23 protein-coding genes are annotated in these 24,412 nt (G+C 55.8%); 3 read left to right on the top strand and 20 right to left on the bottom strand.

Annotation, left to right across the window (positions count from 1 at the left end):
* Positions 1–8: 8 nt before the first annotated feature.
* From PL263_RS13185 to PL263_RS13100, 18 genes are all read right to left on the bottom strand, one after another.
* The gene (locus tag PL263_RS13185; protein ID WP_278209795.1) at positions 9–749 is read right to left on the bottom strand and encodes a cell division protein FtsQ/DivIB; all 741 of its coding nucleotides are present in this window, start codon (positions 747–749) and stop codon (positions 9–11) included.
* Positions 739–1,689 carry a D-alanine--D-alanine ligase gene (locus PL263_RS13180; protein WP_278209794.1) on the bottom strand — a complete coding sequence of 317 codons (951 nt, stop codon included), beginning with the start codon at positions 1,687–1,689 and terminating at the stop codon, positions 739–741. The genes PL263_RS13185 and PL263_RS13180 overlap by 11 nt, the downstream gene beginning before the upstream one ends.
* Positions 1,686–2,573, bottom strand: coding sequence for a UDP-N-acetylmuramate dehydrogenase (murB, locus tag PL263_RS13175; protein ID WP_140914082.1), 888 nt, complete (start codon positions 2,571–2,573; stop codon positions 1,686–1,688). The genes PL263_RS13180 and murB overlap by 4 nt, the downstream gene beginning before the upstream one ends.
* The gene (gene murC / locus PL263_RS13170) at positions 2,573–4,024 is read right to left on the bottom strand and encodes a UDP-N-acetylmuramate--L-alanine ligase (protein WP_278209793.1); all 1,452 of its coding nucleotides are present in this window, start codon (positions 4,022–4,024) and stop codon (positions 2,573–2,575) included. The genes murB and murC overlap by 1 nt, the downstream gene beginning before the upstream one ends.
* Positions 4,021–5,103 (bottom strand): undecaprenyldiphospho-muramoylpentapeptide beta-N-acetylglucosaminyltransferase, encoded by a 1,083-nt coding sequence (gene murG / locus PL263_RS13165; RefSeq protein WP_278209792.1) that lies wholly within the window; start codon positions 5,101–5,103, stop codon positions 4,021–4,023. Before murG ends, murC begins: the two co-directional genes overlap by 4 nt.
* Complete coding sequence (gene ftsW, locus PL263_RS13160) at positions 5,100–6,269, bottom strand: putative lipid II flippase FtsW (protein ID WP_278209791.1); 1,170 nt, start codon at positions 6,267–6,269, stop codon at positions 5,100–5,102. The genes murG and ftsW overlap by 4 nt, the downstream gene beginning before the upstream one ends.
* Positions 6,263–7,633 carry a UDP-N-acetylmuramoyl-L-alanine--D-glutamate ligase gene (gene murD / locus PL263_RS13155; RefSeq protein ID WP_278209790.1) on the bottom strand — a complete coding sequence of 457 codons (1,371 nt, stop codon included), beginning with the start codon at positions 7,631–7,633 and terminating at the stop codon, positions 6,263–6,265. Before murD ends, ftsW begins: the two co-directional genes overlap by 7 nt.
* A gap of 2 nt (positions 7,634–7,635) precedes the next feature.
* Positions 7,636–8,718: a phospho-N-acetylmuramoyl-pentapeptide-transferase gene (gene mraY, locus PL263_RS13150; protein ID WP_140914077.1), complete on the bottom strand. Its 1,083-nt coding sequence runs from the start codon at positions 8,716–8,718 to the stop codon at positions 7,636–7,638.
* A complete protein-coding gene (gene murF / locus PL263_RS13145; RefSeq protein WP_278209789.1) occupies positions 8,718–10,085 on the bottom strand; it encodes a UDP-N-acetylmuramoyl-tripeptide--D-alanyl-D-alanine ligase in 1,368 nt (455 codons plus the stop codon). The genes mraY and murF overlap by 1 nt, the downstream gene beginning before the upstream one ends.
* On the bottom strand, positions 10,082–11,542 hold the full coding sequence (locus PL263_RS13140) for a UDP-N-acetylmuramoyl-L-alanyl-D-glutamate--2,6-diaminopimelate ligase (RefSeq protein ID WP_278209788.1): 1,461 nt from the start codon (positions 11,540–11,542) through the stop codon (positions 10,082–10,084). The genes murF and PL263_RS13140 overlap by 4 nt, the downstream gene beginning before the upstream one ends.
* Positions 11,539–13,266: a penicillin-binding protein 2 gene (locus PL263_RS13135; RefSeq protein ID WP_278209787.1), complete on the bottom strand. Its 1,728-nt coding sequence runs from the start codon at positions 13,264–13,266 to the stop codon at positions 11,539–11,541. Before PL263_RS13135 ends, PL263_RS13140 begins: the two co-directional genes overlap by 4 nt.
* Positions 13,266–13,538, bottom strand: coding sequence for a cell division protein FtsL (ftsL, locus tag PL263_RS13130; protein WP_140914073.1), 273 nt, complete (start codon positions 13,536–13,538; stop codon positions 13,266–13,268). The genes PL263_RS13135 and ftsL overlap by 1 nt, the downstream gene beginning before the upstream one ends.
* On the bottom strand, positions 13,538–14,467 hold the full coding sequence (gene rsmH / locus PL263_RS13125; protein ID WP_278209786.1) for a 16S rRNA (cytosine(1402)-N(4))-methyltransferase RsmH: 930 nt from the start codon (positions 14,465–14,467) through the stop codon (positions 13,538–13,540). The genes ftsL and rsmH overlap by 1 nt, the downstream gene beginning before the upstream one ends.
* A gap of 5 nt (positions 14,468–14,472) precedes the next feature.
* The gene (mraZ, locus tag PL263_RS13120) at positions 14,473–14,940 is read right to left on the bottom strand and encodes a division/cell wall cluster transcriptional repressor MraZ (RefSeq protein ID WP_140914071.1); all 468 of its coding nucleotides are present in this window, start codon (positions 14,938–14,940) and stop codon (positions 14,473–14,475) included.
* A 377-nt stretch (positions 14,941–15,317) separates the two neighbouring features.
* Entirely contained in the window at positions 15,318–16,319 is a 1,002-nt protein-coding gene (locus tag PL263_RS13115) for an NAD(P)H-dependent glycerol-3-phosphate dehydrogenase (RefSeq protein ID WP_140914070.1), read from the bottom strand.
* Between the two features lie 6 nt (positions 16,320–16,325).
* Positions 16,326–16,802 (bottom strand): protein-export chaperone SecB, encoded by a 477-nt coding sequence (gene secB, locus PL263_RS13110; RefSeq protein ID WP_140914069.1) that lies wholly within the window; start codon positions 16,800–16,802, stop codon positions 16,326–16,328.
* A gap of 23 nt (positions 16,803–16,825) precedes the next feature.
* Positions 16,826–17,275: a rhodanese-like domain-containing protein gene (locus tag PL263_RS13105; RefSeq protein WP_313901423.1), complete on the bottom strand. Its 450-nt coding sequence runs from the start codon at positions 17,273–17,275 to the stop codon at positions 16,826–16,828.
* Positions 17,276–17,293: 18 nt separating this feature from the next.
* Entirely contained in the window at positions 17,294–17,605 is a 312-nt protein-coding gene (locus tag PL263_RS13100) for a metalloregulator ArsR/SmtB family transcription factor (RefSeq protein WP_140914068.1), read from the bottom strand.
* 518 nt (positions 17,606–18,123) lie between these two features.
* Between PL263_RS13100 and PL263_RS13095 the strand changes: the two genes are divergently transcribed.
* Positions 18,124–19,221, top strand: coding sequence for a peptidoglycan DD-metalloendopeptidase family protein (locus PL263_RS13095; protein WP_278209785.1), 1,098 nt, complete (start codon positions 18,124–18,126; stop codon positions 19,219–19,221).
* Positions 19,222–19,259: 38 nt separating this feature from the next.
* The gene (locus PL263_RS13090) at positions 19,260–20,624 is read left to right on the top strand and encodes a S41 family peptidase (protein ID WP_140914066.1); all 1,365 of its coding nucleotides are present in this window, start codon (positions 19,260–19,262) and stop codon (positions 20,622–20,624) included.
* A 138-nt stretch (positions 20,625–20,762) separates the two neighbouring features.
* Here the strand turns inward: PL263_RS13090 and PL263_RS13085 are convergent, their stop codons facing one another.
* Both PL263_RS13085 and PL263_RS13080 read right to left on the bottom strand, forming a co-directional pair.
* On the bottom strand, positions 20,763–21,215 hold the full coding sequence (locus PL263_RS13085; protein ID WP_140914065.1) for a DUF934 domain-containing protein: 453 nt from the start codon (positions 21,213–21,215) through the stop codon (positions 20,763–20,765).
* Positions 21,202–22,854: a nitrite/sulfite reductase gene (locus PL263_RS13080; RefSeq protein ID WP_278209783.1), complete on the bottom strand. Its 1,653-nt coding sequence runs from the start codon at positions 22,852–22,854 to the stop codon at positions 21,202–21,204. Before PL263_RS13080 ends, PL263_RS13085 begins: the two co-directional genes overlap by 14 nt.
* 211 nt (positions 22,855–23,065) lie before the next feature.
* Between PL263_RS13080 and nhaD the strand changes: the two genes are divergently transcribed.
* Positions 23,066–24,373 (top strand): sodium:proton antiporter NhaD, encoded by a 1,308-nt coding sequence (gene nhaD / locus PL263_RS13075; RefSeq protein ID WP_278212877.1) that lies wholly within the window; start codon positions 23,066–23,068, stop codon positions 24,371–24,373.
* The last annotated feature ends 39 nt before the right edge of the window (positions 24,374–24,412 follow it).

The following is a 24,412-nucleotide window of genomic DNA, read 5'->3' as shown; positions in this document are numbered from 1 at the left end:
GTAAGCGTTTAAATCAGGTTCTTATTCTTTTCTGCGATTGCTTTCCAATCGATAGCGGCGGCTTCCGGTTTCCAGGTCACGGCAAAGCCGTTCGGATAACGGGTGTCCACGCTCGCTATCATGGCGATTTGCTCCTCGCCCAATAAATCCATGGTTTTCAAAAAGCGCTGCATATTCTCCAGCGGCGCCTTGCGGCCCAATTGCATCTCCATGCCGTTGGCCAGTTTAATCCGCCAAGCCCGGCGTTCGTTGACGTGGAACTCGGCCAATTGCATCGATTTATCCTTCAACACGATGTAAACGCCCTTCATGATTTCCAGCAGCTTTTTCTCCTGGCCTTCCGGGCCGGTAATCAACGGCAGATTCTTGAATTCCTCGATGTTGTCCGGAACCAGCAAATCGCCTTGTTTGTTCAATAGTGCCGAGTTGCCCCAGCGCACCACCGGTTTTTGTTCGGTGATTTTGATGTGCACCGCGTCCGGCCACACCCGTTTTACGTCCACCTTGTCCACCAACGGCAAGGCTTTGATCGCCTGATGGATGGCCTGCATATCGGCGTGGTAGTAACCCTGTTTCATCTGCGGCGCCAAAACCTGCTTCAATCTGTCCTTGCTGGTGTATTGGAACGCACCTTCGATCCGTACGTAACGGATCGGTTGGCCGCGCAGAGCTCTCTCGCCGAAGTGTTGCCAACTCCACCAGCCGGCCCCGGCCAATACCAGGACCACAATCAAAAATCTAAGCCGCACCGGCCGATCCCGCCACGCTGGTCTCCAGGATTCGCCAAACCAATTCCTCGAAGCTGACGCCGACCGCCTTGGCCGCCATCGGCACCAGGCTGTGGTCGGTCATGCCCGGCACAGTATTGACCTCGATCAATTGCAGCCGGCCGCTGTCGTCGATGAAGGCATCGACCCGGCCCCAACCGGTGACGCCGACGGTCTGACAGGCTCTCAGCGCCAGAGCCTGCAATTCCCGCTCGCGCTCCGGGCTCAAGCCGCACGGACAATGGTATTGCGTGGTATTGGCGCGGTATTTGGCGTCGAAATCGTAAAACGTGTGCGGCGTTTCCAGCCGGATCGCCGGCAGCGCCTCGCCGTCCAGCATGCCGATGGTAAATTCCTGGCCCTGGATCCATTGCTCGGCATAGACTTCGCAGCGGTACTGGCTGGCGATTTTCAACGCCGCCAGCAATTCCTCGCGATTATGGGCCTTGCTCATGCCGATGCTGGAGCCTTCCTGGGCCGGCTTGACGATCACCGGAAAACCCAGCGCGTTGATGCAGGTATCGATGTCGTGCTCGCCGCTCAACAAAAACCAGCGCGGCGTCGGCAGACCGGCGCCTTGCCAGCATAATTTGGTGCGCAGCTTGTCCATCGCCAAGGCCGAGGCCAGTACGCCGGAGCCGGTGTAAGGCAAGTTCAGCGTCGCCAATACCGCCTGCAACACGCCGTCTTCGCCGCCGCGGCCGTGGATGATGTTGAACACCCGGTCGAATTTGCGCCCGGCCAGCGCGTCGATCGGGCTGCCGGTCACGTCTATCGCGGTGGCATCGATGCCTTGGGCTTGCAAGGCCCGGTATACCGCGTTGCCGCTGTTCAACGATACTTCGCGCTCGGCGGCGGAACCGCCCATCATCACCGCGACCTTGCCGAATGCGGCGGGATCTTTAATCCGTAAGGGCCTCATGTTTTGTCACCTATCCGGCAAACTTCGGTCTGCAGACTGACGCCGAACTTGGTTTGCACTTGCGTTTGAATATGTTCGATCAGAGCTTCGATATCCGCCGAACTGGCGTTACCCTGATTCTCGATAAAATTGGCGTGTTTTTCCGATACCACGGCGCCGCCCACTGCAAAGCCTTTCAAGCCGCAGGCTTCGATCAGCCGCGCGGCGAAGTCGCCTGGCGGATTCTTGAACACCGAGCCGCAGGTCGGCTTGTTGGTCGGTTGGGTCGCGTTGCGTTTCTCCAACAGTGCCTTGATGTGTTGCTGGCTGGCTTCGCTATTGCCTTTGACCAATTTCAGTTGCACCGACAGAAACCATTCGCCTTCCAGGCCTTTGACCGAGCGGTAGGCGACTTCGAACTCGCCGTGATCGCGCTCGATCACTTCGCCGCGGGCGTTGACCATTTCCACCCGGTCGACAATGCGCCAGGTCTCGCCGCCGAAAGCGCCGGCATTCATTTTCAGGGCGCCGCCCATTGTGCCGGGGATACCGGCCAAAAATTCGGCGCCGGTCAGGCCCAAATCGGCGCAAAAGCGGGCGACGTGGGCACACGGCACGCCGGCTTCGACGTAAACTCGTTCCGAGTCGATCAGCCGCATCTCTTTCAAGCGGTTGCGGGTGTTGATCACGGTGCCTTTGATGCCGCCGTCGCGCACCAGCAAATTGCTGCCCAGGCCCAGCCAATACAAAGGCTCGCCTTCCGGCAGTTCGGCAATGAACTCGATCAGGTCGGCCTTGTTTTCCGGAATGTACATGTGTTGCGCCGGGCCGCCGACCCGCCAGCTGGTGTATTTGGCCAGCGGCTCGTCGTTCAGCAAGGTGCCTTTCCAGCTCGCCGGGGCCATCACTCGCTTCCTCTCAGTTCGGCCAGCGCCTCGGCCAGCTTTTGCGGCAGTTCGGCGGCGATCTGGCCGACGTTGCCGGCGCCCATGGTCAGGATCACGTCGTCTTTTTCGACGATGCCGGCCAGGATGGTGGCCAAATCCTCGCGGTTTTGCACGAATACCGGATCGACTTGGCCGCGCACCCGAATCGAGCGGCTCAAGGCTTTGCCGTCGGCGCCGGTGATTGGCGTTTCCCCGGCCGAATAAACGTCCAGCAAAATCAACACATCGACCCCGGACAGCACTTCGACGAAATCTTCGAACAGATCGCGGGTGCGGGTATAGCGGTGGGGTTGGAATACCACGACTTTACGCCGACTCGGCCAGGCTTGGCGCAAGGCTTCCAAGGTGGCGGCCAGTTCGCGCGGGTGATGGCCGTAGTCGTCGACCAAGGTCAGTTTGCCGTCGGCGAAATCGACGTCGCCGTTAATTTGGAAGCGGCGGCCGACGCCTTTGAATTCGGCCAAGCTTTTCACAATGGCGGCGTCGTCCACGCCCAGCGCGGTAGCGATCGTGGTTGCCGCAAGCGCATTCAACATGTTGTGCCAGCCGGGCAAATTCAATGTGACTTGCAGCGGCGGCAGGTTGCCCCAGCGCAGCACGGTGAAATGGGTGCGCAGCCCGTCTTGTTTGATGTCGACGGCGCGGACGTCGGCATAACTGCTGACGCCATAGGTTTTTACCGGTTTCGAAATGTTCGGCAGCACGTCGCAAACGCCGGGGTCGTCCACGCACATCACGGCCAGTCCGTAGAACGGCAACTGGTGCAAAAATTTCAGGAAGGTGTCCTTCAGCTTGCTGTAACTGCCGCCGTAGGTCTCCATGTGGTCCTGATCGATATTGGTCACAATCGCCATCATCGGCTGCAGGAACAGAAACGAGGCGTCGCTTTCGTCGGCTTCGGCCACCAAATACTTGCCCAGGCCCAATTTGGCATTGGCGCCGGCACTGTTCAGGCGGCCGCCGATGACGAAAGTGGGGTCCAGGCCGCCTTCGGCCAGCATCATCGTGGTCAAACTGGTGGTGGTAGTTTTGCCGTGAGTGCCGGCGACGGCGATACCGAAGCGGAAGCGCATCAGTTCGGCCAACATTTCTGCGCGCGGAATCACCGGAATCCGGTTTTCGTAAGCCCTGACCACTTCCGGGTTGGTTTTATCTACCGCAGTGGAGGTGACGACGACATCGACATCGGCGACGTTTTCGGCCTTATGTTCCAGATAGACTTTGACGCCCAGGTTTTGCAAACGGTCGGTGACCGGCGAGGCCTTGATGTCGGAGCCGGACACGGTGTAGCCCAGGTTGCTCAGGACTTCGGCGATGCCGCTCATGCCGGTGCCGCCGATACCGACGAAATGGATTTTGTCGATGTCGCCCAAGGCCTGATTGGCGGCGGGAATATTGGGGCGGTTCATCGCGCGGCCTCCGCGTGAGGCGCGGCAATTGTCGCGCAAATGTCGGCCACGGTTTGGGTGGCAGCGAGTCTGGCCTTGGCTTTCGCCGCCCGACTCATGGAATCTAAGGATGTCATGGCTTGGGTAATGGTTTTACGCAGGTTTTCCGCGTTCAATTCGGGTTGCGGCAGCAGTAAAGCGGCGCCGGCGTCGGCTAAATATTTGGCGTTCGCGGTTTGGTGGTCGTCGATGGCATGCAACAACGGCACGAAGATCGCCGGTAGTCCGGCCGCCGCGACTTCGCTGACCGTCATCGCGCCGGCGCGGCAGACGACCAGATCGGCCCACCGGTAAGCGGCGGCCATGTCGTCGATGAAGGCTGCTACTTCGGCGTTTAGGCTGGTGGAGCGGTAAGCGGCGGCTACCTCGGTTTGCATCGCGGCACCGGTCTGGTGCTTGATCTCCAGATTGGCGAATGTGGTCAATGCGGCTGGTACGGTCTCGTTCAATACTTTGGCACCCTGGCTGCCGCCGAGAACCAGTATGCGCAGGTTACGGCCGGCGTCCGGCGTCCATGCCTGTTTGTCCGGCAGTGCGCTGAAGCCGCTACGCAGCGGGTTACCGGTGCATTCGGCGCCGAGATTCGGCGCAAAACTGGCGGGAAAGGCTTCCAGAATTTTGGTTGCCGCCAGTTTGGCCAGCCAGCGGTTGGTGGTGCCGGGCACCCGGTTTTGTTCGTGGATTACCAGCGGAATGCGCAGGCTCTTAGCCATCAGGCCGCCGGGGCCGGCGACGAAGCCGCCCATGCCCAAAACCACATCCGGCCGGCGCTCGCGCAAAATCCGTTTGGCTTGGCGGCAGGCTTGCACCAGTTTGACGATACCACCGACTTTGGCCAACAAGCCTTTGCCGCGCAGGCCGGCCACCGCCAGCCAGTCGATATCGATGCCGGCGGCCGGTACCACTTTGGCTTCCAGACCGGTCTGGGTGCCGAGCCAACTCACTTGCCAGCCGCGCGCAGCCATTTCCTGGGCCACTGCCAATGCCGGAAATACGTGGCCGCCGGTACCGCCCGCCATGATCACAATGCGGCCGCTCATGCCAGTTTCCCCTTGACGTTGCTCTTGTTGTGTTCGGTCACTTCGTAATGGATCCGAAACAACACTGCCATCGCCCCGCACATCACAATCATGCTGCCGCCGCCGTAACTCATCAGCGGCAGCGTCAAACCCTTGGTCGGCAGCATCCCCATGTTGACGCCCATATTGACGAAGGACTGAAAGCCGAACCAAATGCCCAAACCGTAAGCCGCGAGCGAGTTAAATCGCAGGCCGGCTTGTTCTGCCTGTTCGCCGATCGCAAACGCGCGCACCACCAGGGCGCTGAACAGCGCGATGATGACCAGTACGCCGACCAAGCCCAGTTCTTCACCCAGCACCGAGAATAAAAAGTCGGTATGAGCTTCAGGCAGATAAAACAGTTTTTGCAGGCCGTTGCCCAGCCCGACTCCGAAGAACTCGCCGCGGCCGAACGAAATCAAGGCTTGCGTCAACTGGAAGCCGGTGTCCTTGGCGTCGGCCCACGGGTCGAGGAAACTGGTGACCCGCGCCAGCCGGTAAGGCGAGACGATCACCAACATGACCGCCAGGCCGGCAACCAGCGCCAGTAGGATGACGAATTGCGAAATCCGCGCCCCGCCCAGAAACATCATGCCCATGGCGATGATCAGAATCACGACGGCGGAGCCGAAGTCCGGCTCCAGCAGCAACAAAACGCAAGCCACCGAAAACAGCATCAGCGGTTTGACCAGGCCGAAGGCGGAACGGCGCACGTGTTCGGCGTGGCGGGTGACGTAGCCGGCCATGTAAATCACCGAAATCAGTTTGACCACCTCGGATACCTGAATCCGCAGACCCAAAATCGATAACCAACGGATACTGCCGTTGACTTTGACGCCGACGCCGGGAATCAGCACCACCAGTAGCAGCGCCAGACCGGCGATGAACAGGGTTTGCCCCATTTTTTCCCAGCTTTTCATCGGCACGTTCAAGATAAAGCCGGCAAAGGCCAAGCCGAAGGCGATGTGCGCCAATTGTTTGAATGGATAATGCGAAATGTCGTCGGCCATCTTCACACCCAGGTGCAGCGAAGACGACGTGACCATCATGAAGCCGATACCGAGCAGGGCGAAGCAGGCCAGCATCAGTACCGGATCGGTATGCAAGCGGCTTTGCCGAGGCTTCGCTGCGGGCGTAGGCTTCAACATGACGGCAGCTCCATCACCGCTTCGGCAAATTTGTTGCCGCGGTCGACGTAACTGCGGTATTGGTCGAGGCTGGCGCAGGCCGGCGACAACAGTACGCTGTCGCCGGCATCGGCCAGACTGGCGGCGGTTTTGACCGCTTCTTTCATGTTGCCGGCGAATTTGACCGGTACGTAATCGTGCAAGGCATCGGCGATCAATTGCGCATCCTTGCCGATTAAGACCACGGCTTTGGTTTTCTCGCGCACGGCCGGTGCCAATTCGGTCATGTCGGCACCCTTGGCGTCGCCCCCGGCGATCAATATCACTTTACGGTCGTAGCCTTGCAGCGCGGCGATACAGGCGCCGATGTTGGTGGCTTTGGAGTCGTTGATCCAGTTGATGCCGGCTCTTTCGGCCACCTTTTGCATCCGGTGCGGCAGGCCTTTGAAGTTGCGCAGCGCGGTGCACATCGCGGTCATACTCAAACCGATGGCGCTGCCCAAGGCCAATGCGGCCAAGGCGTTGGCCAGATTGTGCGAACCTTCCAGACGCAGGTGAGAGGCCGGCATCAATACTTGATCGCCGTGCATCAGATTGATGGTTTCGCCGCGTTGCAGATAGAAATCGGCGGTGCTTTGGATCGAAAACGTCAAGCTCGGCCGGTTGGTGTCGCGCATCGCCATGACCAGCGCATCGTCCGCATTCAAAACCATCGTGCCGTCGCCGCGGAATATGCGTTGCTTTTCGGCGGCGTAGGTTTCGATGCTGGCATGGCGATCCAGATGGTCCGGACTGACGTTCAGCACGGTGGCGGCTTTGGCGTTCAAGGCTCGGGTGCGTTCCAATTGGAAACTGGACAGCTCCAGCACGTATAAATCGGCGTCCTGTTGTAATAAGTCCAGCGCCGGCGTGCCCAGATTGCCGCCGATGGCGGTTTTCACTCCGGCGGCGTTGGCCATTTCGCCGAGCATGGTCGTCACCGTGCTTTTGCCGTTCGAACCGGTGATGCCGATGATCGGCTTATCGGTGGCGCAGGCGAACAAATCGATGTCGCTGATGACTTTTACTCCGGCCTGCACGGCTTTTTGAATCGCGGTTTCGTGCAGCGATACGCCGGGACTGACGAGCAAGTGAGTGGCGACATCCAGTGCGGACTGATCGAAGCCGCCGGAAAACACGGGTACGTCCGGCATTTGTTCGCGCAGATTGTCGATCAACGGCGGTTGCTTGCGGCTGTCGACTACGGCGAACCGGATCGGGGTTTTTTGCAAAAATTGCGCGGCCGAATAGCCAGTCGCGCCCAGGCCGACGATCAGCAGTCGAGCGTTGGCCGGATCCAGTTGAAAATGGCGTTCCAGATTGGCGAGTAATTGTGCGGTATCCATGGCTATCTCAGTTTCAATGTCGCCAGGCCGATCAGGACCAAAATGACCGAAACGATCCAGAAGCGGACGATAATGCGCGGCTCGGGCCAGCCTTTCAATTCGTAATGATGGTGAATCGGGGCCATCAGAAATACCCGTTTTTTGCGGGTTTTATAGGAGGCGACCTGAATGATCACCGAAATGGTTTCGACTACAAAAATGCCGCCCATAATCACCAAAACGATTTCCTGGCGGACCAGCACGGCGACGATGCCCAGCGCGGCGCCCAATGCCAACGCGCCGACATCGCCCATGAATACCATGGCCGGATAGGCGTTGAACCAGAGAAAGCCGAGGCCGGAGCCAATTAGCGCGGCGCAGAAAACCACCAATTCGCCGGATTTGGGGATATGCGGTATTTGCAGGTATTGGGCGAAATTGGCGTGGCCGGACAGATAGGCGAAGATCGCCAATGCGGCCGCGATCATCACGGTAGGCATGATCGCCAGGCCGTCGAGGCCGTCGGTCAAGTTCACCGCGTTACTGGAGCCGACGATGACGAAATAGGTCAACACGATGTACATCCAGCCCATGTCCAGCGTCACGTTCTTGAAAAACGGCACGATGAATTGGGTTTCGGCAGCGACTTGAGCGGTGCTGTACAAGTAGATGCCGGCACCCAGTGCGACCACCGACTGCCAGAAATATTTGGCTTTGGCCGACAGGCCGACGCTGTTGCCGAGCAGCACTTTCTTGTAATCGTCGATAAAACCGATGACGCCGTGTGCCAGCGTCACCAACAAAACCACCCAGATGTAACGATTGCTCAGATCGGCGCAGAGCAGGGTGCTGATCGCCACCGCGAACAGGATCATCGCCCCGCCCATGGTCGGGGTGCCCGATTTGGAGAAATGGCTTTGCGGACCGTCGTCGCGCACGCTTTGGCCGATTTTTCTGCGGGTCAGCTTTTCGATCACCATCGGGCCGCTCAGCAGCGAAATCGCCAAAGCGGTCAACACGCCCAGGATGGCGCGGAAGGTCAGGTAGTGTAAGACCCGGAAGCCGCTGTCGATACTGCTTAAAAAGTCTGCGAGTAAAAGTAACATTATGCCGCTCTAAAATTGTCGACCAGCGCCGCCACCACGTTTTCCATTTTTTGGGCGCGCGAGCCTTTAACCAGTAAAGTTTCCCCGCCGCTCAGTTCCGCGGTCAGGTCTGCAATCAATTGTTCCTGCGTGTCGTAATAACGGGCGCCGGCGCCGAAGCCGGCGACGCTGTGGCGGGCCAATTCGCCGGTGGCGAACAGGCGCTTGGCGCCCATGGCTTTGACCAATTCACCCATTTCCCGGTGTATCGCCGGGCTGTCCGGGCCTAATTCGCCGAACGCGCCTAGCGCAACCCATAACTCGGTCCGGCTGCAGCCGTCGATAGCTTCCAAAGCGGCGCGCAACGAACTCGGATTGGCGTTGTAGGTGTCGTCGACCACGATGTTGTTGCGGCGGCCGCGTAACGGCTGCATCCGGCCGACTACCGGCCGCAAGCCTTCCAGACCGGCTTTGATCGCGTCGAGCGCGATGTCGAATTGCCGCGCAACCGTCGCCGCTGCCAACGCGTTTTTGACGTTGTGGGCGCCGGCCAGATTCAAGCGGATAGCGATACTTTCGCCGCCGGCTTGCAACTGAAAGCGGGTGGCGAAGCCGTCGGCATCAAGGCCGGTTTCGATTTGCTCGGCGCGGACGTCGGCAGCAGGATGGAAGCCGAAACTAACCGATTTGCGCGGGCCGGCCAGGGTGAGCCAGAAGTCGTAGAAGGCGTCGTCTCGGTTCAACACCGCGACGCTATCCGGGTTCAGGCTTTCTATGATCTCGCCCTTGGTTTTGGCCACGCCGTTCAGGTCGCCGAAACCCTCGATATGCGCCGCACCGACGTTATTGATCACGCTGACGTCGGCTTGGGCATAACGGCTGGTATAGGCGATTTCGCCGATGTGGTTGGCGCCCATCTCAATCACGGCATAGCGGTGGCCGGCATCGAGTTTCAGCAAAGTTAGCGGGACGCCGATGTCGTTGTTCAAATTGCCTTGAGTCGATAAGGTGGGGCCTTGGGTAGCGAAAATCGCCGCGATCATTTCTTTGACCGTGGTTTTGCCGTTGCTGCCGGTGACGCCGGCAACTTTGACCGGCAATTGCCGCCGCCAGTAGCCGGCCAATTCGGCCAGCGCCAAGTGACTATTGTCGACCACGATTTGCGGTAGAGCGGATGCGCAGGCGTGTTCTACCAGCAGCGCCGCGGCGCCGGCCTGTTGCGCTTGCTCGATAAAATCGTGGCCGTCGAAATTCTTGCCTTCCAAGGCCAGGTAAAGTTCGCCGGGTTTGAGCGTGCGGGTGTCGATGCTGACCGACTCGACGCTGTGGTCGGTTCCGGTCAGAGTGCCGTTGACGGCTCGGGCGATTTCGCTGAGCAGCATCTTCATGGTTTGCGCCACTCCGCCAAGGTTTTTTCCACCAGCGCGCTATCGCTGAACGGCCATTTTACGCCGGCGATTTCCTGGTAATCTTCGTGGCCCTTGCCGGCGATCAGTACGCAATCGTCGGGAGCTGCTTGTTGTATGGCTGTGTTGATGGCCGTGGCCCTGTCGTTAATAACGGTTACTTTATCGCTACGGCAGCCCGCCAAAATGTCGGCGACGATGGCGGCCGGAGCTTCGCTTCGCGGATTGTCGTCGGTGACGATGACCTGATCCGCCCAGGTCTCGGCAATCCGGCCCATTTCCGGGCGTTTGCCTTTGTCGCGGTCGCCGCCGCAGCCGAACACCAGTTGCAACCGGCTGTTGCCTTTGATGGCTTTCAAAACTTTTTCCAAGGCATCCGGGCTGTGGGCATAGTCCACGAACACGGTCGGTTTGCCGTGGCCGCCGAATTTTTCCATGCGGCCGGCAATGGCAGTTAGTGAGGTCAACCGTGCTACGGCGGTTTCGAAACCAATGCCCTGGGCCAGCAATACGCACAGCACCGCCAGCAAATTTTCCAGATTGAAACTGCCGACAATGCCGCTGGTGGCGGTTAGCCGTTTACCGCGCCAAACCGCGTCGAATTCGATGCCGGCGGCGCTAAATTTTGCATTTTCGGCCGTCACGCATTCGCAGTCCGGAAGCGTTCGCCCGCTGGCGCTGAAGGTCCACACCTGGACACCCCGGCCGATACTGTCCAATACCTGTGCGCTGCTGGCGTCATCCAAATTGATAGCGGCAAATTTCAAGCCCGGCGTCTTGAACAAGGCCAGCTTGGCTTGCAGATAGCTCTGCATATCGCCGTGATAATCCAGATGGTCCCGGCTCAAATTGGTGAATACCGCGCCCTTGAATTGCACGGCATTGACCCGGCCTTGCTGCAATCCATGCGAGGACACTTCCATGGCGACTGCGCGTTTGCCTTGGGCCGCCAATTCGGACAAGATCCGTTGCACGTCCAGCGCATCCGGGGTTGTGTTTGCGGTCGGCTGTAACTTGCCGAATTCGCCCCAACCCAGCGTGCCGATCACGCCGCAATCGGGCAGCGCCTGCGCGAGCAGTTGGCTGCAGGTGGTTTTGCCGTTGGTGCCGGTGACGCCGATCACATCCAGCTGCGCCGAAGGCCGGCCGTAAAACCGGGCGGCGATCTCGCCCAGGCGGTCCGCCAATCCGGCAACGGCAAACAGCGGCGCAGCGAGCGGCGTCTGTAAGTGGGACGCACTCTGCTGCGGTTCGAATACCACGGCTTTGGCGCCGCGGCTGACGGCCTGCGCGGCATGAGCCAAGCCGTGTTGCCGCGAGCCGTTCAAAGCGATGAATACGTCGCCTGCGCGCGTGCAACGGCTATCCAGGCTCAAGCCGGTTATCTCCGCGTCCGTAGCTATATCAGTTAGTCCGTTCAGCAATTCGCTCAGCTTCATCGTTTGCTCAACAGTAAGTGCATGTTTTCCATGCCGTCCGGCTCGACGCCGTAAACTCGTAATGCTCCGGCCATGACCCGCGAGAAGGCCGGTGCGGCAACCAAACCGCCGTAATATTGGCCGCTGGTCGGCTCGTCGACCACGATCGCGATAATAAATCGCGGGTTACTGGCCGGCGCCATGCCGACGAATACCGATAAATATTTGTCGTCGGCGTAACCGCCGGCGGTGGCTTTTTTCACGGTGCCGGTTTTGCCGGCCACCCGGTAACCTTCGACTCTGGCTTGATACGCCGTGCCTTCCTTGCTGATCACGTGCTCCAGCATTTCCCGGACTTTTCTGGCTGTTTCCGGCTTAAACACCCGTTGTGCGTCCGGATCTTCGTCGCGCTTCAATAGGGTCACCGAATGAATGATGCCGTCGTCGGCCAAGGCGGTATAGGCCCTGGCCAGTTGTAAAATCGAGGTGGATACCCCGTAACCGAACGATAAAATCGCTTGGTCGAATTCGTGCCAGCCTTGATAGTCGAGCAACGAGCCGCTGGCCTCGCCGGGGAAGCCGACGCCGGCCGAGGTGCCGAAGCCCAGTTTGTTGTAAACCCCCCAGAAATACTCCGGCGGCATGGTCATCGCGATCTGGGTCACCGCGATGTTGCTGGATTTTTGCAACACGTGGGTCAAATCCATCGTGCCGTAGTTATGCACGTCTTTGACCACGTTGCGGCCCAGGTGGTAAACGCCGTGGGTCTCGATCATCACATTCGGATGGATATAGCCGCCGTCCAGCGCCGCCGCGATCACGAACGGCTTTACGGTCGAGCCGGGTTCGAAACTGTCGACGATGGCCCGGTTGCGGTAACGGTTGCTGCTCAGTTCTTTCCGGTTGTTCGGGTTGAACGCCGGCTGGCTGACGCTGGCCAATACGTCGCCGTTTTTGGCATCCAATACCACCAGCGAAGCCGAATGCGCCTTGTTCTGGATTACTGCGTTTTGTAATTCCCGGTAAGCCAGGTATTGCAAGCGCTCGTCTATCGTCAGAATCAGGTCGCGGCCCGGCACCGCTGCTTCGATGTTTTCTACGTCTTTGATGATCTGGCCTTTGCCGTCTTTGATCACCCGTTTTTTGCCCGGTTGGCCGCGCAATATATGTTCGTAACCGTGTTCGATGCCTTCCTGGCCGATATCGTCGATATTGGTAAAGCCCAGCAAATGGCCGGAGACTGCCCCGGCAGGGTAATACCGCTTGAATTCGCGCTCGAAATAGACACCGGTGATTTCCAGATCTTTAACTTTTTCGGCGATATCCGGATTGATCTGCCGGCGCAAATAGACGAAGCGCTTGTTGGCGTCTTTTTCTTTTTTCAGCAGCGAGCGCAGCTCTTTTTCCGGGAAACCGAGAATTCTCGCCATCGGTGTCAGTTTGTCCTGTTCGCTGTCTTTCAATTGCCGTGGATTGACCCAGATCGATTGCACCGGGGTACTGATTGCCAACGGTTCGCCGTTACGGTCCTTGATCTGGCCGCGGTATGCCGACACCGACACGACGCCGATGTGTTGCATGTCGCCTTTATCCTGTAAAAAATCCTTGTCAAGGATTTGCAGATAAACCGCGCGGCCAACCAAGGCAGTCATCGCCAGCATCATTGTCGACAACAGCAGTTTTCGCCGTATCGGAAAATCGGTATTAAGGCGCGGTGCTGGGGCAGAACCGGTAAAAATTCGCATTACGGCTTGATGTAAATTATTTTGTCCTGCGGCGGCAAAGTCAGCATCAATCGCGACCTGGCCTCGACTTCAACTCGGTTTTCTTCGGTCAGCGTCGTCAATTCGAGCTGTAACCGTCCCCATTCGACTTCGTAATCGTCGAGTTCCTTTTCCTTTTTTTGGATCTCGATAAACAGCAGCCGCGATTGGTATTTGCTGTAAATCACCGCGATGCCGGATATAAGCAACACCGCTACCAGTATTGTCAGCAGGATGTTTCGAGCAAATATCATCAACGCTTCTCCGCGACTCGCATTACCGCGCTACGCGCTCTGGGGTTATCGCGCAATTCCTGCGCTTGGGCGCGTATCGATTTACCGATTTTGCGTAATTGCCCTTGTTCTATGTCCCGTTCTCTGACCGGCAATCTGCCGGGATCGGTTTTCGCCCCCGATTGGTCCCGAATAAACCGCTTGACGATCCTGTCTTCCAAAGAGTGAAACGAAATCACTACCAGCCGTCCGCCCGGCGCCAGTACCTCCAGCGCTTGCTGCAAACCTGCCTTGATCTGTTCCAGCTCCTGATTGATTTCGATCCTGATCGCCTGAAAGCTGCGTGTGGCAGGATGTTTGTGCTTGTCGCGAAACGGCACGCTTTGTTCAATCAATCTCGCCAGTTCCAGAGTGGTCGTGACCGGGGCCTGTAGGCGCTGGCCGACGATCGCCCGGGCGATGCGCTTGGCAAACCGTTCTTCGCCGTATTCGAATAAAATCCGGACCAATTCCGGTTCGTCAACGCTAGCCAGGTACTCGGTAGCCGACAGTCCGCGTCCGGTGTCCATACGCATATCCAGCGGTCCGTCGCGTAAAAAACTGAAGCCGCGTTCGGCAATATCCAGTTGCGGCGACGATACGCCCAAGTCCATCAATATGCCGTCGATCTTGCCGGCGTATCCGTTACGTCTCGTTACTTCCGCCAATTCGGCAAAACTGGCATGGCGTAATTCGAATCTGGGGTCCTGACGTAAACTCTCTGCCTCTTGACTGCCAATCGCATCCGCGTCTCTATCCAGTGCCAACAACCGGCCCGATTCGCTCAGCTCGGCCAAAATGCCACGACTATGGCCGCCCCGACCGAAAGTGCAATCCAGATAGAGGCCGTCCGGTTTTATCGCGAGTTGCTGGAGCGCTTCCGCGTATAAAACGGTTTGGTGTGCCGGCATCTCCGTCAAAACGACAAAGAGCCAAGTTCTTCAAGGCCCTCGCTGTCGTTACCGTCCATCCATTCCTGTTCTTTGGCCTTCCAGGCGTCTTCGTTCCAGACTTCGAACTTGTTCAGTTGGCCGACCAGCACAATATGCTTTTCCAGGCCGGCGAACTCGCGCAATTTTTCCGGCAACAGCAGGCGGCCCTGGGCGTCCATTTCGCACTCCGAAGCGTTGCCTATGACAAAACGCCGCAACTTGCCGGCCATTTTGTTCAAGGTCGGTAAGCGGCTGATGGTTTGCTCCAGCTTTTCCCATTCGGGTAAAGGGTAGAGCCAGAGGCAGCCCGGTTCGCCAACGCATTTATCGTCGACTGCAACGGTGACAACCAGTTGGCGGTCGCAGCACTCCTGTAACTCCTCCCGATAGCGGGTAGGAATCGCAACGCGCCCTTTCGCATCCAAACTGATTGAACTTATGCCTCGAAACAAATCAAACCCTCAAAAAGCCAAAAAAATCCATTTATGCCCACTTTACATCACTTTTGTACCACTATAGTTTTCAAAATGGGCTTAGTCAAGAGGCAGCTAGATTAAATTCTTTCTTTTTCTACAATGACTTAGGTCTGGTTGGGGGTTGGGTTTGAATGGGTGGTGAGGGAGGGGGTAAAACTGATTGGTATCAAAAAGTTAATGTCGATTTTTGATGTAAATCGCAATTAACGAACGCTAATGCTCAAATTTATAAGGTTATTTTGTTCAAAACGGGAGAAGCGGCGCTTGCAGGAACTCAGGGCGCCGAAAAAACTCGCGCTTGTTAGGGCGTGGTTTTTAGGGCGGATTGCTCTTTGAATGGGGGCGGGGCGAATTCAGGCTTGTTCGGGTTTTTGATCCCGGTTTAACAAGTTGTCTACGGCTTGTTTGGGTTGGAGGTTCTCGAAGAGTACTTTGTAAACCTGTGAGGTGATGGGCATTTCGACGCCGTATTTTTGCGATAACCCGAAGGTTTCGCGGGCAGCGGAGATGCCTTCCACTTCCTGGTTGATTTGTTTCAACGCTTGAGCCTGATCCTGGCCGCGTCCAAGGGCCAGGCCGAAGCGGCGATTGCGGGATTGATCGTCGGTGCAGGTCAGGATCAAGTCGCCGAGGCCGGCCAAGCCCATAAACGTGTCGGCTTGGCCGCCCAGACGGATGCCAAGGCGCATGATTTCGGTCAGGCCGCGGGTGATTAAAGCTGCGCGTGTGTTGGCGCCGAAACCCAAGCCGTCAGCGATTCCGGCGGCGATGGCTAATACGTTCTTGCAGGCGCCGCCGACCTGGACGCCAATAATGTCGTGGCTGGTGTAGACTCGAAAGCGTTGATTGTGCAGCATGGCGCTGAGTCGGGACGAAAAGGCATCGGATGTCGAGGCGACGGTCACTGCTGTGGGCAAGTCTGCCGCGACTTCGGCGGCGAAAGTCGGCCCGGACAGCGCGGCGGTTTCGATATCTTCGCCCAGCGTTTCGGCGACGACTTGGCTTAACAGGGCGCCATCAAGCCCGTCGAAGCCTTTGGTGGCCCAAGCGACCATAGGTTTTTCCGCCAAAAAGGGTTTGATGCGAATCAAAGTATCCCGGAAGGCATGGCTGGGAACCGAAATCAAAAGTACCTGGCTGTAACTTACGGCTTTGCTGATGTCGGCGGTGAGCTCGAGATTGGCAGGCAACTGGGCGCCGGGCAGGTAGCGGCTGTTTTCGCCGGCTTGTTGCAGCGCAGCGATATGTTGCGGATTATGTCCCCATAGCGAGGTGGTGCAGCCATTTCTGGCTGCTTGGATAGCCAGGGCGGTCCCCCATGATCCGGCACCCAGGATGCTGATTGATGGCGGCATCCTGTCTTAGTTTAAAGTTTTGGCTTCGGCGTTTTGCGGAGCTTGTTGTGCCTGTTGTAAATGTTGCATGTACAGGGCGTCGAAATTAACCGGAGCCAGGACCAGTTGCGGGAATCCGCCTTTGCTGACTAGGTCGGAAATGACCTCGCGGGCGTAGGGGAACAGGATGTTCGGGCAAAAGCTACCCAGCATTGGCCCCATTTCCTGTTCGTTAAAGCCTGCGATCAGAAATACTCCGGACTGGTTGACTTCTACCAGATAAGCGGTGCTTTCGCCGACTTTGACGGTTACGGTCAGTGTGAGCGAGACTTCGAACATCGAATTTTCGATCGGTAACACATTGGTGCCGAGGTTCAGATCCAGCGCCGGCTCCCATTTTTGGGTAAAGATTTTGGGTGAATTTGGGGTTTCAAAAGAAATGTCTTTGGTATAGATCTTTTGAATGATGAATTGTTTTTCGCTGGATGCGTTGTTTTCGGCCATGGTCGTGGTTTGGGGTTGGTTGGTTAATCTTTGATTTTGCCCAGTTTGATCGGCAGTTTGTTGTCTTCCCATGATTGCATGCCGCCAATCATGTTATAGACCTGTTCGAATCCTGACTTAGTCAGGGTTTTGCAGGCAGCGGCCGAGCGAGCCCCGGTTTGGCAAGTCACGATCAGCGGATGCTTTTTGTGTTTCTCCAGGGCCGTGAGTTGTTCATCGATTTTGCCTAGCGGAATATTCAAAGCATTTTCGATGTGGCTTTTGCTGAATTCGTGTAATTCCCTGACGTCCAGAACGACGACGTCGTCACTGTTCATTTTGGTGACGGCAATTAGCGGCGAAATGTTTTCGTACTTATTAAAAGAATTGGCAAGCAAATCCTGAATTAGCAAGAAAATGACGCAGACCAGTGCAAATACCAGTAAATAATGGTTGGTGGCGAATTCGATATATTGTTCTATTGGTGCATTCATATTGTTGGTTATTGCTGTTTAAGCGCCGCAAAAAATGCTGCGCATCATTTGAATCAGATGAATAACGCGTTCGTCGTCGATAAAGTAATAAACGCGGTTGGCTTCCTTTTTATAATCAAGAATGCCTTTGTCCCGCAATATCGCCAAATGTTGCGAAATATTGCTCTGACTGGTTCCGACCTGTTCCACAATGTCTTGAACGCTGATCGAGTTGCTGCCCAATACGCAGAGGATTTTCAGTCGTAAAGGGTGGGACATGGCTTTCAGGCAGCGCGCGGCGCGGCTGATATCGCTGTCGTCATATTGAATACTATCGTCTTGATCTTCCATTTAATTACGATATAGCTTGGCAAAATTGGTCGCTAGGCGGCCTGTGGCATTTTTCGGATTTGGCGGCTGGTGGTGCTGGTATAATGCCTTGCTTAGATATGCAGCGGCCAAGCCGCCAACTTAGCGAGCAATACGAGGCCAGCAAATCTAACAGAGTAGGCCTTATTGTTCAATACCCGAGAATTGAGCCCGCGTAATTGTGCGGCAATGGCTGTCGCCGAGATCTGATTTTATAACCATTAGTGCTTGGAGTCCTTAATCCGATGGCAAACCGGCTTCCCCGCGCGCCGCTCGTTACCAACAGGTTTTCAGGGTCGAAAAACAGCGAATTGTCGTGTCGGCTCGGGAGTATAAGAATTGCCAAATACCCACCGATGGCGCTGGCAAGGGTAGTCGGTTGCCTGGTTTTCGCCGGGTTGGGGGGGGTAAGTCAGACATTGTCGGCCGCTCCCGCAAACGACAAAACCTTGGCCGACGTCCAGTCGAAAATTCAACAGATCGGTGGCGACGTTCGCGACTTGCAAGCCGAAAAAAATCGGGCAGTGGAGCAGTTGCAAAAGCTGGAGATGCAATATGGCGAATTGGCAAATAGCCTGCGTGCATTGAAAGCCGAAATCAGGCAACAGGAGTCAGTGCTGCAGGAAGTGCGCGGCAAGAGCGCTGCGGCGCAACGCAGTATGCACGAACAACAGCAGGAACTCGAAGGGTTGCTCAAGGCGATCTACGCCATGGGCGGCGATAAGGAGGGCTGGAAAGTGATTCTGAACCAACGCGATCCGGCAGTGTCAAGTCGAATGGCGATTTACTTCGACTATATCAGTAAGGCGCGAGTGGAAAAACTCAAAGCGTTTGGCGAGGCCTTCGATGAGCTTCGGCAGTTGGAGGCGCAAAAGGACAGCGAGTCTCAATTGCTTCAAGCTGCTTTGGTAAAGAAGCAGCAAGAGTCGGATGCAATGCTGGCGTTAAAGGGTCAACGCGAAGCCTTGTTAGCCAGGATTGAAAGTGATTATTCAGCCAAGGCCGACCAACTGCAGCGCTTGGTGGCTGACGAGAAAAAATTGCAGTCCTTGGTGGCGTCTTTGCAGAAAACTGATGATAATGCCGAGGACGAGTCTTCACCTGAGCCGCACAAGTCCGAACCAAGCACGAGCCCACCGCGGGTACTTTCCAAGCAAATGCCGGCTACTCCTCCGGTTGGCGCATCAGCAAGCCAGCCGTTTGCAGAGTTGCGCGGCCAATTGCCGTGGCCGGTGCAAGGGGCGGTGACGGAGCGGTTTGGCAGTCGGCGCTACGAAACCACTTGGGACGGCGTCGTTATCAGTGCCAGGGAAGGGGCTGACGTGCGTGCGGTGACGGGCGGCAAGGTAGTCTATGCTGATTGGCTGCGAGGTTACGGATTGATGATTATTGTCGATCACGGTAGAGGCTTTATGAGCTTGTACGCGTTCAGCCAAAGTTTACATAAAGGGGTTGGCGATCACGTTAGGGCCGGCGAGGTTTTGGCCTCGGTAGGTCGAAGCGGTGGCAGAGCCGATGCCGCCTTGTATTTTGGCATCCGAAAAAACGGACGGCCGGTCGATCCGGAGCAATGGTGCCGTAAACCGGGCAAAGGTTAATTATTTTTAGGAAACAGGTTGTTGGAGTTCGAATTCAAATGTTAAAAAACAGAAACATATTAATCTTGCTGGTCGGATTTATTTTGGGCGTGGCGCTTAGTTTGTGCGGTAGCGTCTTTGCCGAAAAAGAGTCGCCGGCTTCGGTGAAAAGCGATGAGCTGCAGGCCTTGCCGTTTGACGAGCTGCGGACCTTCACCGAGATTTTCGGTCGCATCAAACAGGATTATGTAGAACCCGTTTCCGACAAGAAACTTTTGGAAGATGCAATTCGGGGCATGCTGTCCGGTTTGGACCCGCATTCCGCGTATCTTGCCAGCGAAGAGTATAAGGAGCTGCAAGAAGGCACCACGGGTCAATTCGGTGGTTTGGGTATAGAAGTCGGCATGGAAAACGGTTTCGTTAAAGTGGTTTCTCCTATAGACGATACGCCGGCGCAACGGGCCGGAATTAAAGCTGGAGACTTGATCGTTCGTCTCGACGATAAGCCGGTGAAAGGTATGACGCTGGCCGATGCGGTGAAAATCATGCGCGGCGAGCCAGGCAGCGAGATTGTGCTGACAGTGATTCGCGAAGGGGAAGAGGCGCCGCTGAAGTTCGCGTTGACTCGCGACATTATCAAAGTCAAAAGCGTCAAGAACAGGATTTTGGAAAAGAATTACGGTTATTTGCGGATCAGTAGTTTTCAGTCCGGCACTGGTCAAGGTTTATTGGATGCAATCGATGAGTTGAAAAAGGAGAACGAAGGCCCGCTGAAAGGTATCGTTCTGGATTTGCGCAACAATCCGGGGGGCGTTTTAAATGCGGCGGTGGATGTTAGTGATGCCTTTATCGATTCCGGGTTGATCGTTTATACCGAGGGGCGGATCAAAAATTCGGAAATGCGTTTTAATGCCACTTCAGGCGATGTGATAAACGGTGCGCCTATCGTGGTGCTGATCAATGGCGGTTCTGCTTCGGCATCCGAAATTGTGGCCGGCGCATTGCAGGACCACAAGCGGGCCATCATCATGGGTGAGAAGTCGTTCGGCAAAGGCTCGGTGCAAACCATTTTGCCGACCAGTAACGGTGCGGCGGTCAAGTTGACTACGGCGCGTTATTTTACGCCTTCAGGTCGGTCTATTCAGGCCGAAGGTATCGAGCCGGATGTGACGTTGGCCAGAGTCAAGCTGGCGGCCATGGATAAAGCGAAGCTGGATACCGTCAAAGAAGCGGATTTAACGCATCATTTGACCAACGGTAATGCTAAACCTGAGAAGAAGGTTGATGAAGAAGACGGTGATGACGCCAAAGATGCGCCGGAGAAAGATGGGGACGGGGCGGACTTGTCCGAGGCTGATATGCGCGATTATCCTCTGCATGAGGCGTTGAACTTGCTGAAAGGCATTAGCATCATGCGTCGTTAAGCGTTCGGTTTGATAAAGTCGTTCGCCGGAATCGTAGCGATTCCGGCGTCTTTGGCCAAAATAAAACCCCGAGTGGCTTTCGCCAGTCGGGGTTTTTTGTTTCAGGTCAGGCGGCTTTTTGTTAGCTGAGCGCGAAGTTCAATTGGTCGACGATTGATAACGCACTGAAAATTGATTCATGGCCGCCAAAACCAAATCCGCGTCGTTTTGGCTGCTTAAATCAAAGGCGTTGATGCCGACTCTGGACAAGTAGAATACTTGGTCGGGAAGGTATTGACCCACCGCGCGGAGCTCGCCTTGGTACCCGTCCCTGCTGCGTAGTAAGCGGGCCACGGAAAACAAGCGGCCGTCGCCGAAGATCGGAAAGTTCAGTTCGATCAAATCGATTTTATCCAGGTCCGAGTTCAAAGCGTCCAGTTGTTCGCCGGGAGCTACCCGGATGCCAACTTTGCTGTTACGTTCAAGGAGCTGGGCTTTCTCGCTGAGCCAGCGTTGCAGGCTGACCGTAATGTCTCCGCTGGGAAGCGGGGCGGCGTCTTCGATAAAAGTCCAGGTGTTGTTGATTAACTGTTGGTCTTTAATGATTTGCATAAACTCTTTCCCTAAACGGCTCCAGGCCGACGCGCTTTACGGTTTGTAAGAAGGCTTCGTCTTCTAAGCGTTGCTGAACATAAACGTCGAGGATGTCGGTAACGGCCGTGGTGATATCGCTTTTGGCAACTGCCGGTCCCAGGCGTTCGCCAATCGCGGCTTCGTTTTCGGATGAGCCGCCGAGTGTGATTTGGTACCACTCTTCGCCGTGCTTGTCGACGCCGAGGATGCCGATATGGCCGACGCTTTGGTGTGCGCAACCGTTCATGCAGCCGGACATGTTAATTTTGATGTCGCCGATGTCGTGAATGTAATCAATGTCGTCGAGTTTGGAATTCAGTTCTTTGGCAACGCTGATCGAGCTGGCGTTGGCCAGAGAACAAAAGTCCAGGCCGGGGCAGCAAATAATGTCGGTTACTGTGCCGATATTGGGTGTGGCCAGCTTGAGTGCGTCCAGTTTTTGCCAGAGCGCAAATAAGTCGCTTTGTTTGACGTCGGCGAGCACGAGGTTTTGCCGATGGCTACTTCGGACTTCGCCGAAGCTGTATTGGTCAGCCAAATCGGCCACGGCCTCCAGTTGTTCGGCGGTAATGTCGCCTGGCGGGGATTCGGGGGCTTTCAAAGAGATGTAAACGCCTTGGTAGCCGTTGATTTTGTGTTCGACTGTGTTGTATTTAGCCCATTTGGCGAAGTCGCTGTTAACGGCAAGGGTGTTGGCAAAATTCGGGTCGGGGCTTGCGATGGTTTCGTAAGCGGGCGGGGCGAAGTGGGCTTTAAGTTCGGCGATGCGTTCCTCGCTCAGTAACATGCTGTCGCGGATGCGTTCCCACTCCTGCTCGACCATGGCCTTGAATTTTTCCAGGCCGGTTTCCTTAACCAGAATCTTGATCCTGGCTTTGTACTTGTTATCACGGCGGCCGAACAGATTATATATCCGTAAAATAGCTTCCAGATAGGACAGCAGGTGCTGCTTTTCCAGATAAGGGCGAATGGTTTGGCCAATTATCGGGGTTCGGCCCAGGCCGCCGCCTACCAAAATTTGAAATCCGGTTTCACCTGCGTCGTTTTTGACCAAGTAGACACCGATATCATGCAATTGGACTGCTGCTCTATCATGAGTTGCGCCGCTGACCGCGATTTTGAACTTGCGTGGTAGGAAGGCAAATTCGGGGTGCAGAGTGGTCCACTGTCTGATAATTTCGCAGTACGGCCGCGGGTCTTCGATTTCGTCTTTGCAAATGCCGGCCAAATGGTCCGATGTGGTGTTTCGTAGGCAATTGCCGCTGGTTTGAATGGCGTGCATCTGCACTGTTGCCAATTCGGCGAGCAGGTCTGGGACCCGTTCCAAGGCTGGCCAGTTGTATTGAACGTTCTGCCGGGTTGTGAAGTGGCAGTATCCGCGGTCGTAATCGCGGGCCACCGATGCCAGCTTGCGCAATTGTTTCGAGGAAAGTAGTCCGTAAGGGACTGCGACCCTCAGCATCGGTGCATGGGTTTGCACGTAGAGACCGTTCATCAGGCGTAGTGCTCTGAATTGGTCGGCTTCCAGGTCCCCGTTCAGAAAGCGTTGGGTCTGGTCGCGAAACTCTCTAACGCGTTCTTCAATAAGTGTTTGATCTTTCTGGTTATATTGATACATTTAGCGATGATGCGTGGTTTACTGACTATTTTGCTAGGTATCTGAATAATATAACGGCCGGGATTAAATGACAAAGAATATTGTATGGTGATAACATGCCCGGTTAGTTTTTTTGCTTTTAATAACGACTAAAACATAGAGGATAAAGGGGGCTACCTTGTTGCGCTTATTGTTGATTTTGGCCGGGCTGTTGTTTGTGCCGCAAATGGCCATGGCCGAAGAGTTTCACAATCTCGGTCTCACCGGAACCGAGCGGGGGATATACACCGTTCTAATCTTTTTGGTGGCTTACGGCTTTGTCATGGCCGAAGAGTTCACTCATCTGCGCAAGTCCAAGCCGGTGATTTTTGCCGCGGCAGTGATTTGGGCGCATGTGGCCGTTCTGGCTAGCGAGGCGGGGGTTTCGGGCGAGGAACTGCATAAAGCTTTCGAGCACGATTTGAAAGAATATGCTGAGCTGATGCTGTTTTTGCTGGTGGCGATGACTTATATCAACACCATGGCGGAACGCAATGTGTTCGAGGCGTTGCGCTCCTGGTTGATTCGGAAGCAATTCGGTTACAAGCAGTTGTTTTGGATCACGGGCGTCATCACCTTTTTCTTGTCTTCCGTTGCTGACAACCTGACTTCGGCTTTATTGGTCGGCGCTGTGGTGATGGCGGTGGGTGCGGATAACGAAAAGTTTGTTTCTGTCGGTTTCGTCAATCTGGTTATCGCAGCAAATGCCGGCGGTGCGTTTTGCCCGTTCGGCGATATCACGACGCTGATGGTGTGGCAAGCCGGGTATGCCGAATTCTTTGATTTCTTTAAATTGTTTATTCCGTCGGTAGTCAACTTTGTTGTCCCTGCATTTTTCATGTCGCAAGCGATTCCAAACGGTCAGCCGCAAGCCACCAACGAAGCGGCGGTAGAATTGAAGCCAGGTGGCTGGGTGGTCTGCGGTTTGTTCGCTGTAACCATTGGCTTGGCGGTCAGTTTTAAGCAGTTTTTGCACTTGCCGCCGTTCATGGGAATGATGGCCGGCTTATCGATTTTGATGTTGTTCATTTATTACATCAAGGTTCGTTTCACCTCGGAAAACGAAGTGCGTCTTGATGTATTTGACCGTGTCAAAGAAGCGGAATGGGATACCTTGTTGTTCTTTTTCGGCGTGGTATTTGCTGTCGGCGGTCTGGGTTATATCGGTTATCTGGAATTGCTGTCTGCGGCCATGTATGACGGTTTGGGGCAAACAACGGCTAACATTCTGGTCGGTATCATTTCCGCGGTAGTCGATAACATCCCGGTAATGTTTGCAGTGTTGAACATGAATCTGGATATGGATTTGTACCAATGGTTGCTAGTCACCTTGACCGCCGGCGTCGGCGGATCTTTGTTCTCGGTCGGTTCGGCCGCGGGTGTGGCGTTGATGGGGCAATCCAATCACAAATATACGTTCTTTAGTCACTTGAAATGGACGCCGGTTATCGCGGCCGGTTATGCGGCCAGTATCGTGACGCATTATTTGATCAACGGTTGATTTTAGGTCCTACCTAAAGTGCGTTGTTAGAGAAAGCGT

Origin of the sequence: Methylomonas sp. EFPC3, assembly GCF_029643245.1 — a bacterium.
In the GTDB taxonomy this organism is placed as follows: domain Bacteria; phylum Pseudomonadota; class Gammaproteobacteria; order Methylococcales; family Methylomonadaceae; genus Methylomonas; species Methylomonas koyamae_B.
The sequence above is the reverse complement of the archived record's forward strand: the minus strand, read 5'-3'. Positions and strand labels throughout refer to the sequence as shown.

Bases quoted from the DNA above. Each gene is read 5' to 3' on its own strand.
- PL263_RS13180 (WP_278209794.1), bottom strand. From the start codon at position 1,689: ATGAGGCCCTTACGGATTAAAGATCCCGCCGCATTCGGCAAGGTCGCG.
- murB (WP_140914082.1), bottom strand. From the start codon at position 2,573: ATGGCCCCGGCGAGCTGGAAAGGCACCTTGCTGAACGACGAGCCGCTG.
- murC (WP_278209793.1), bottom strand. From the start codon at position 4,024: ATGAACCGCCCCAATATTCCCGCCGCCAATCAGGCCTTGGGCGACATC.
- murG (WP_278209792.1), bottom strand. From the start codon at position 5,103: ATGAGCGGCCGCATTGTGATCATGGCGGGCGGTACCGGCGGCCACGTA.
- ftsW (WP_278209791.1), bottom strand. From the start codon at position 6,269: ATGTTGAAGCCTACGCCCGCAGCGAAGCCTCGGCAAAGCCGCTTGCAT.
- murD (WP_278209790.1), bottom strand. From the start codon at position 7,633: ATGGATACCGCACAATTACTCGCCAATCTGGAACGCCATTTTCAACTG.
- mraY (WP_140914077.1), bottom strand. From the start codon at position 8,718: ATGTTACTTTTACTCGCAGACTTTTTAAGCAGTATCGACAGCGGCTTC.
- murF (WP_278209789.1), bottom strand. From the start codon at position 10,085: ATGAAGATGCTGCTCAGCGAAATCGCCCGAGCCGTCAACGGCACTCTG.
- PL263_RS13140 (WP_278209788.1), bottom strand. From the start codon at position 11,542: ATGAAGCTGAGCGAATTGCTGAACGGACTAACTGATATAGCTACGGAC.
- PL263_RS13135 (WP_278209787.1), bottom strand. From the start codon at position 13,266: ATGCGAATTTTTACCGGTTCTGCCCCAGCACCGCGCCTTAATACCGAT.
- ftsL (WP_140914073.1), bottom strand. From the start codon at position 13,538: ATGATATTTGCTCGAAACATCCTGCTGACAATACTGGTAGCGGTGTTG.
- rsmH (WP_278209786.1), bottom strand. From the start codon at position 14,467: ATGCCGGCACACCAAACCGTTTTATACGCGGAAGCGCTCCAGCAACTC.
- PL263_RS13115 (WP_140914070.1), bottom strand. From the start codon at position 16,319: ATGCCGCCATCAATCAGCATCCTGGGTGCCGGATCATGGGGGACCGCC.
- secB (WP_140914069.1), bottom strand. From the start codon at position 16,802: ATGGCCGAAAACAACGCATCCAGCGAAAAACAATTCATCATTCAAAAG.
- PL263_RS13105 (WP_313901423.1), bottom strand. From the start codon at position 17,275: ATGAATGCACCAATAGAACAATATATCGAATTCGCCACCAACCATTAT.
- PL263_RS13100 (WP_140914068.1), bottom strand. From the start codon at position 17,605: ATGGAAGATCAAGACGATAGTATTCAATATGACGACAGCGATATCAGC.
- PL263_RS13090 (WP_140914066.1), top strand. From the start codon at position 19,260: ATGTTAAAAAACAGAAACATATTAATCTTGCTGGTCGGATTTATTTTG.
- PL263_RS13085 (WP_140914065.1), bottom strand. From the start codon at position 21,215: ATGCAAATCATTAAAGACCAACAGTTAATCAACAACACCTGGACTTTT.
- PL263_RS13080 (WP_278209783.1), bottom strand. From the start codon at position 22,854: ATGTATCAATATAACCAGAAAGATCAAACACTTATTGAAGAACGCGTT.
- nhaD (WP_278212877.1), top strand. From the start codon at position 23,066: ATGGCCGAAGAGTTTCACAATCTCGGTCTCACCGGAACCGAGCGGGGG.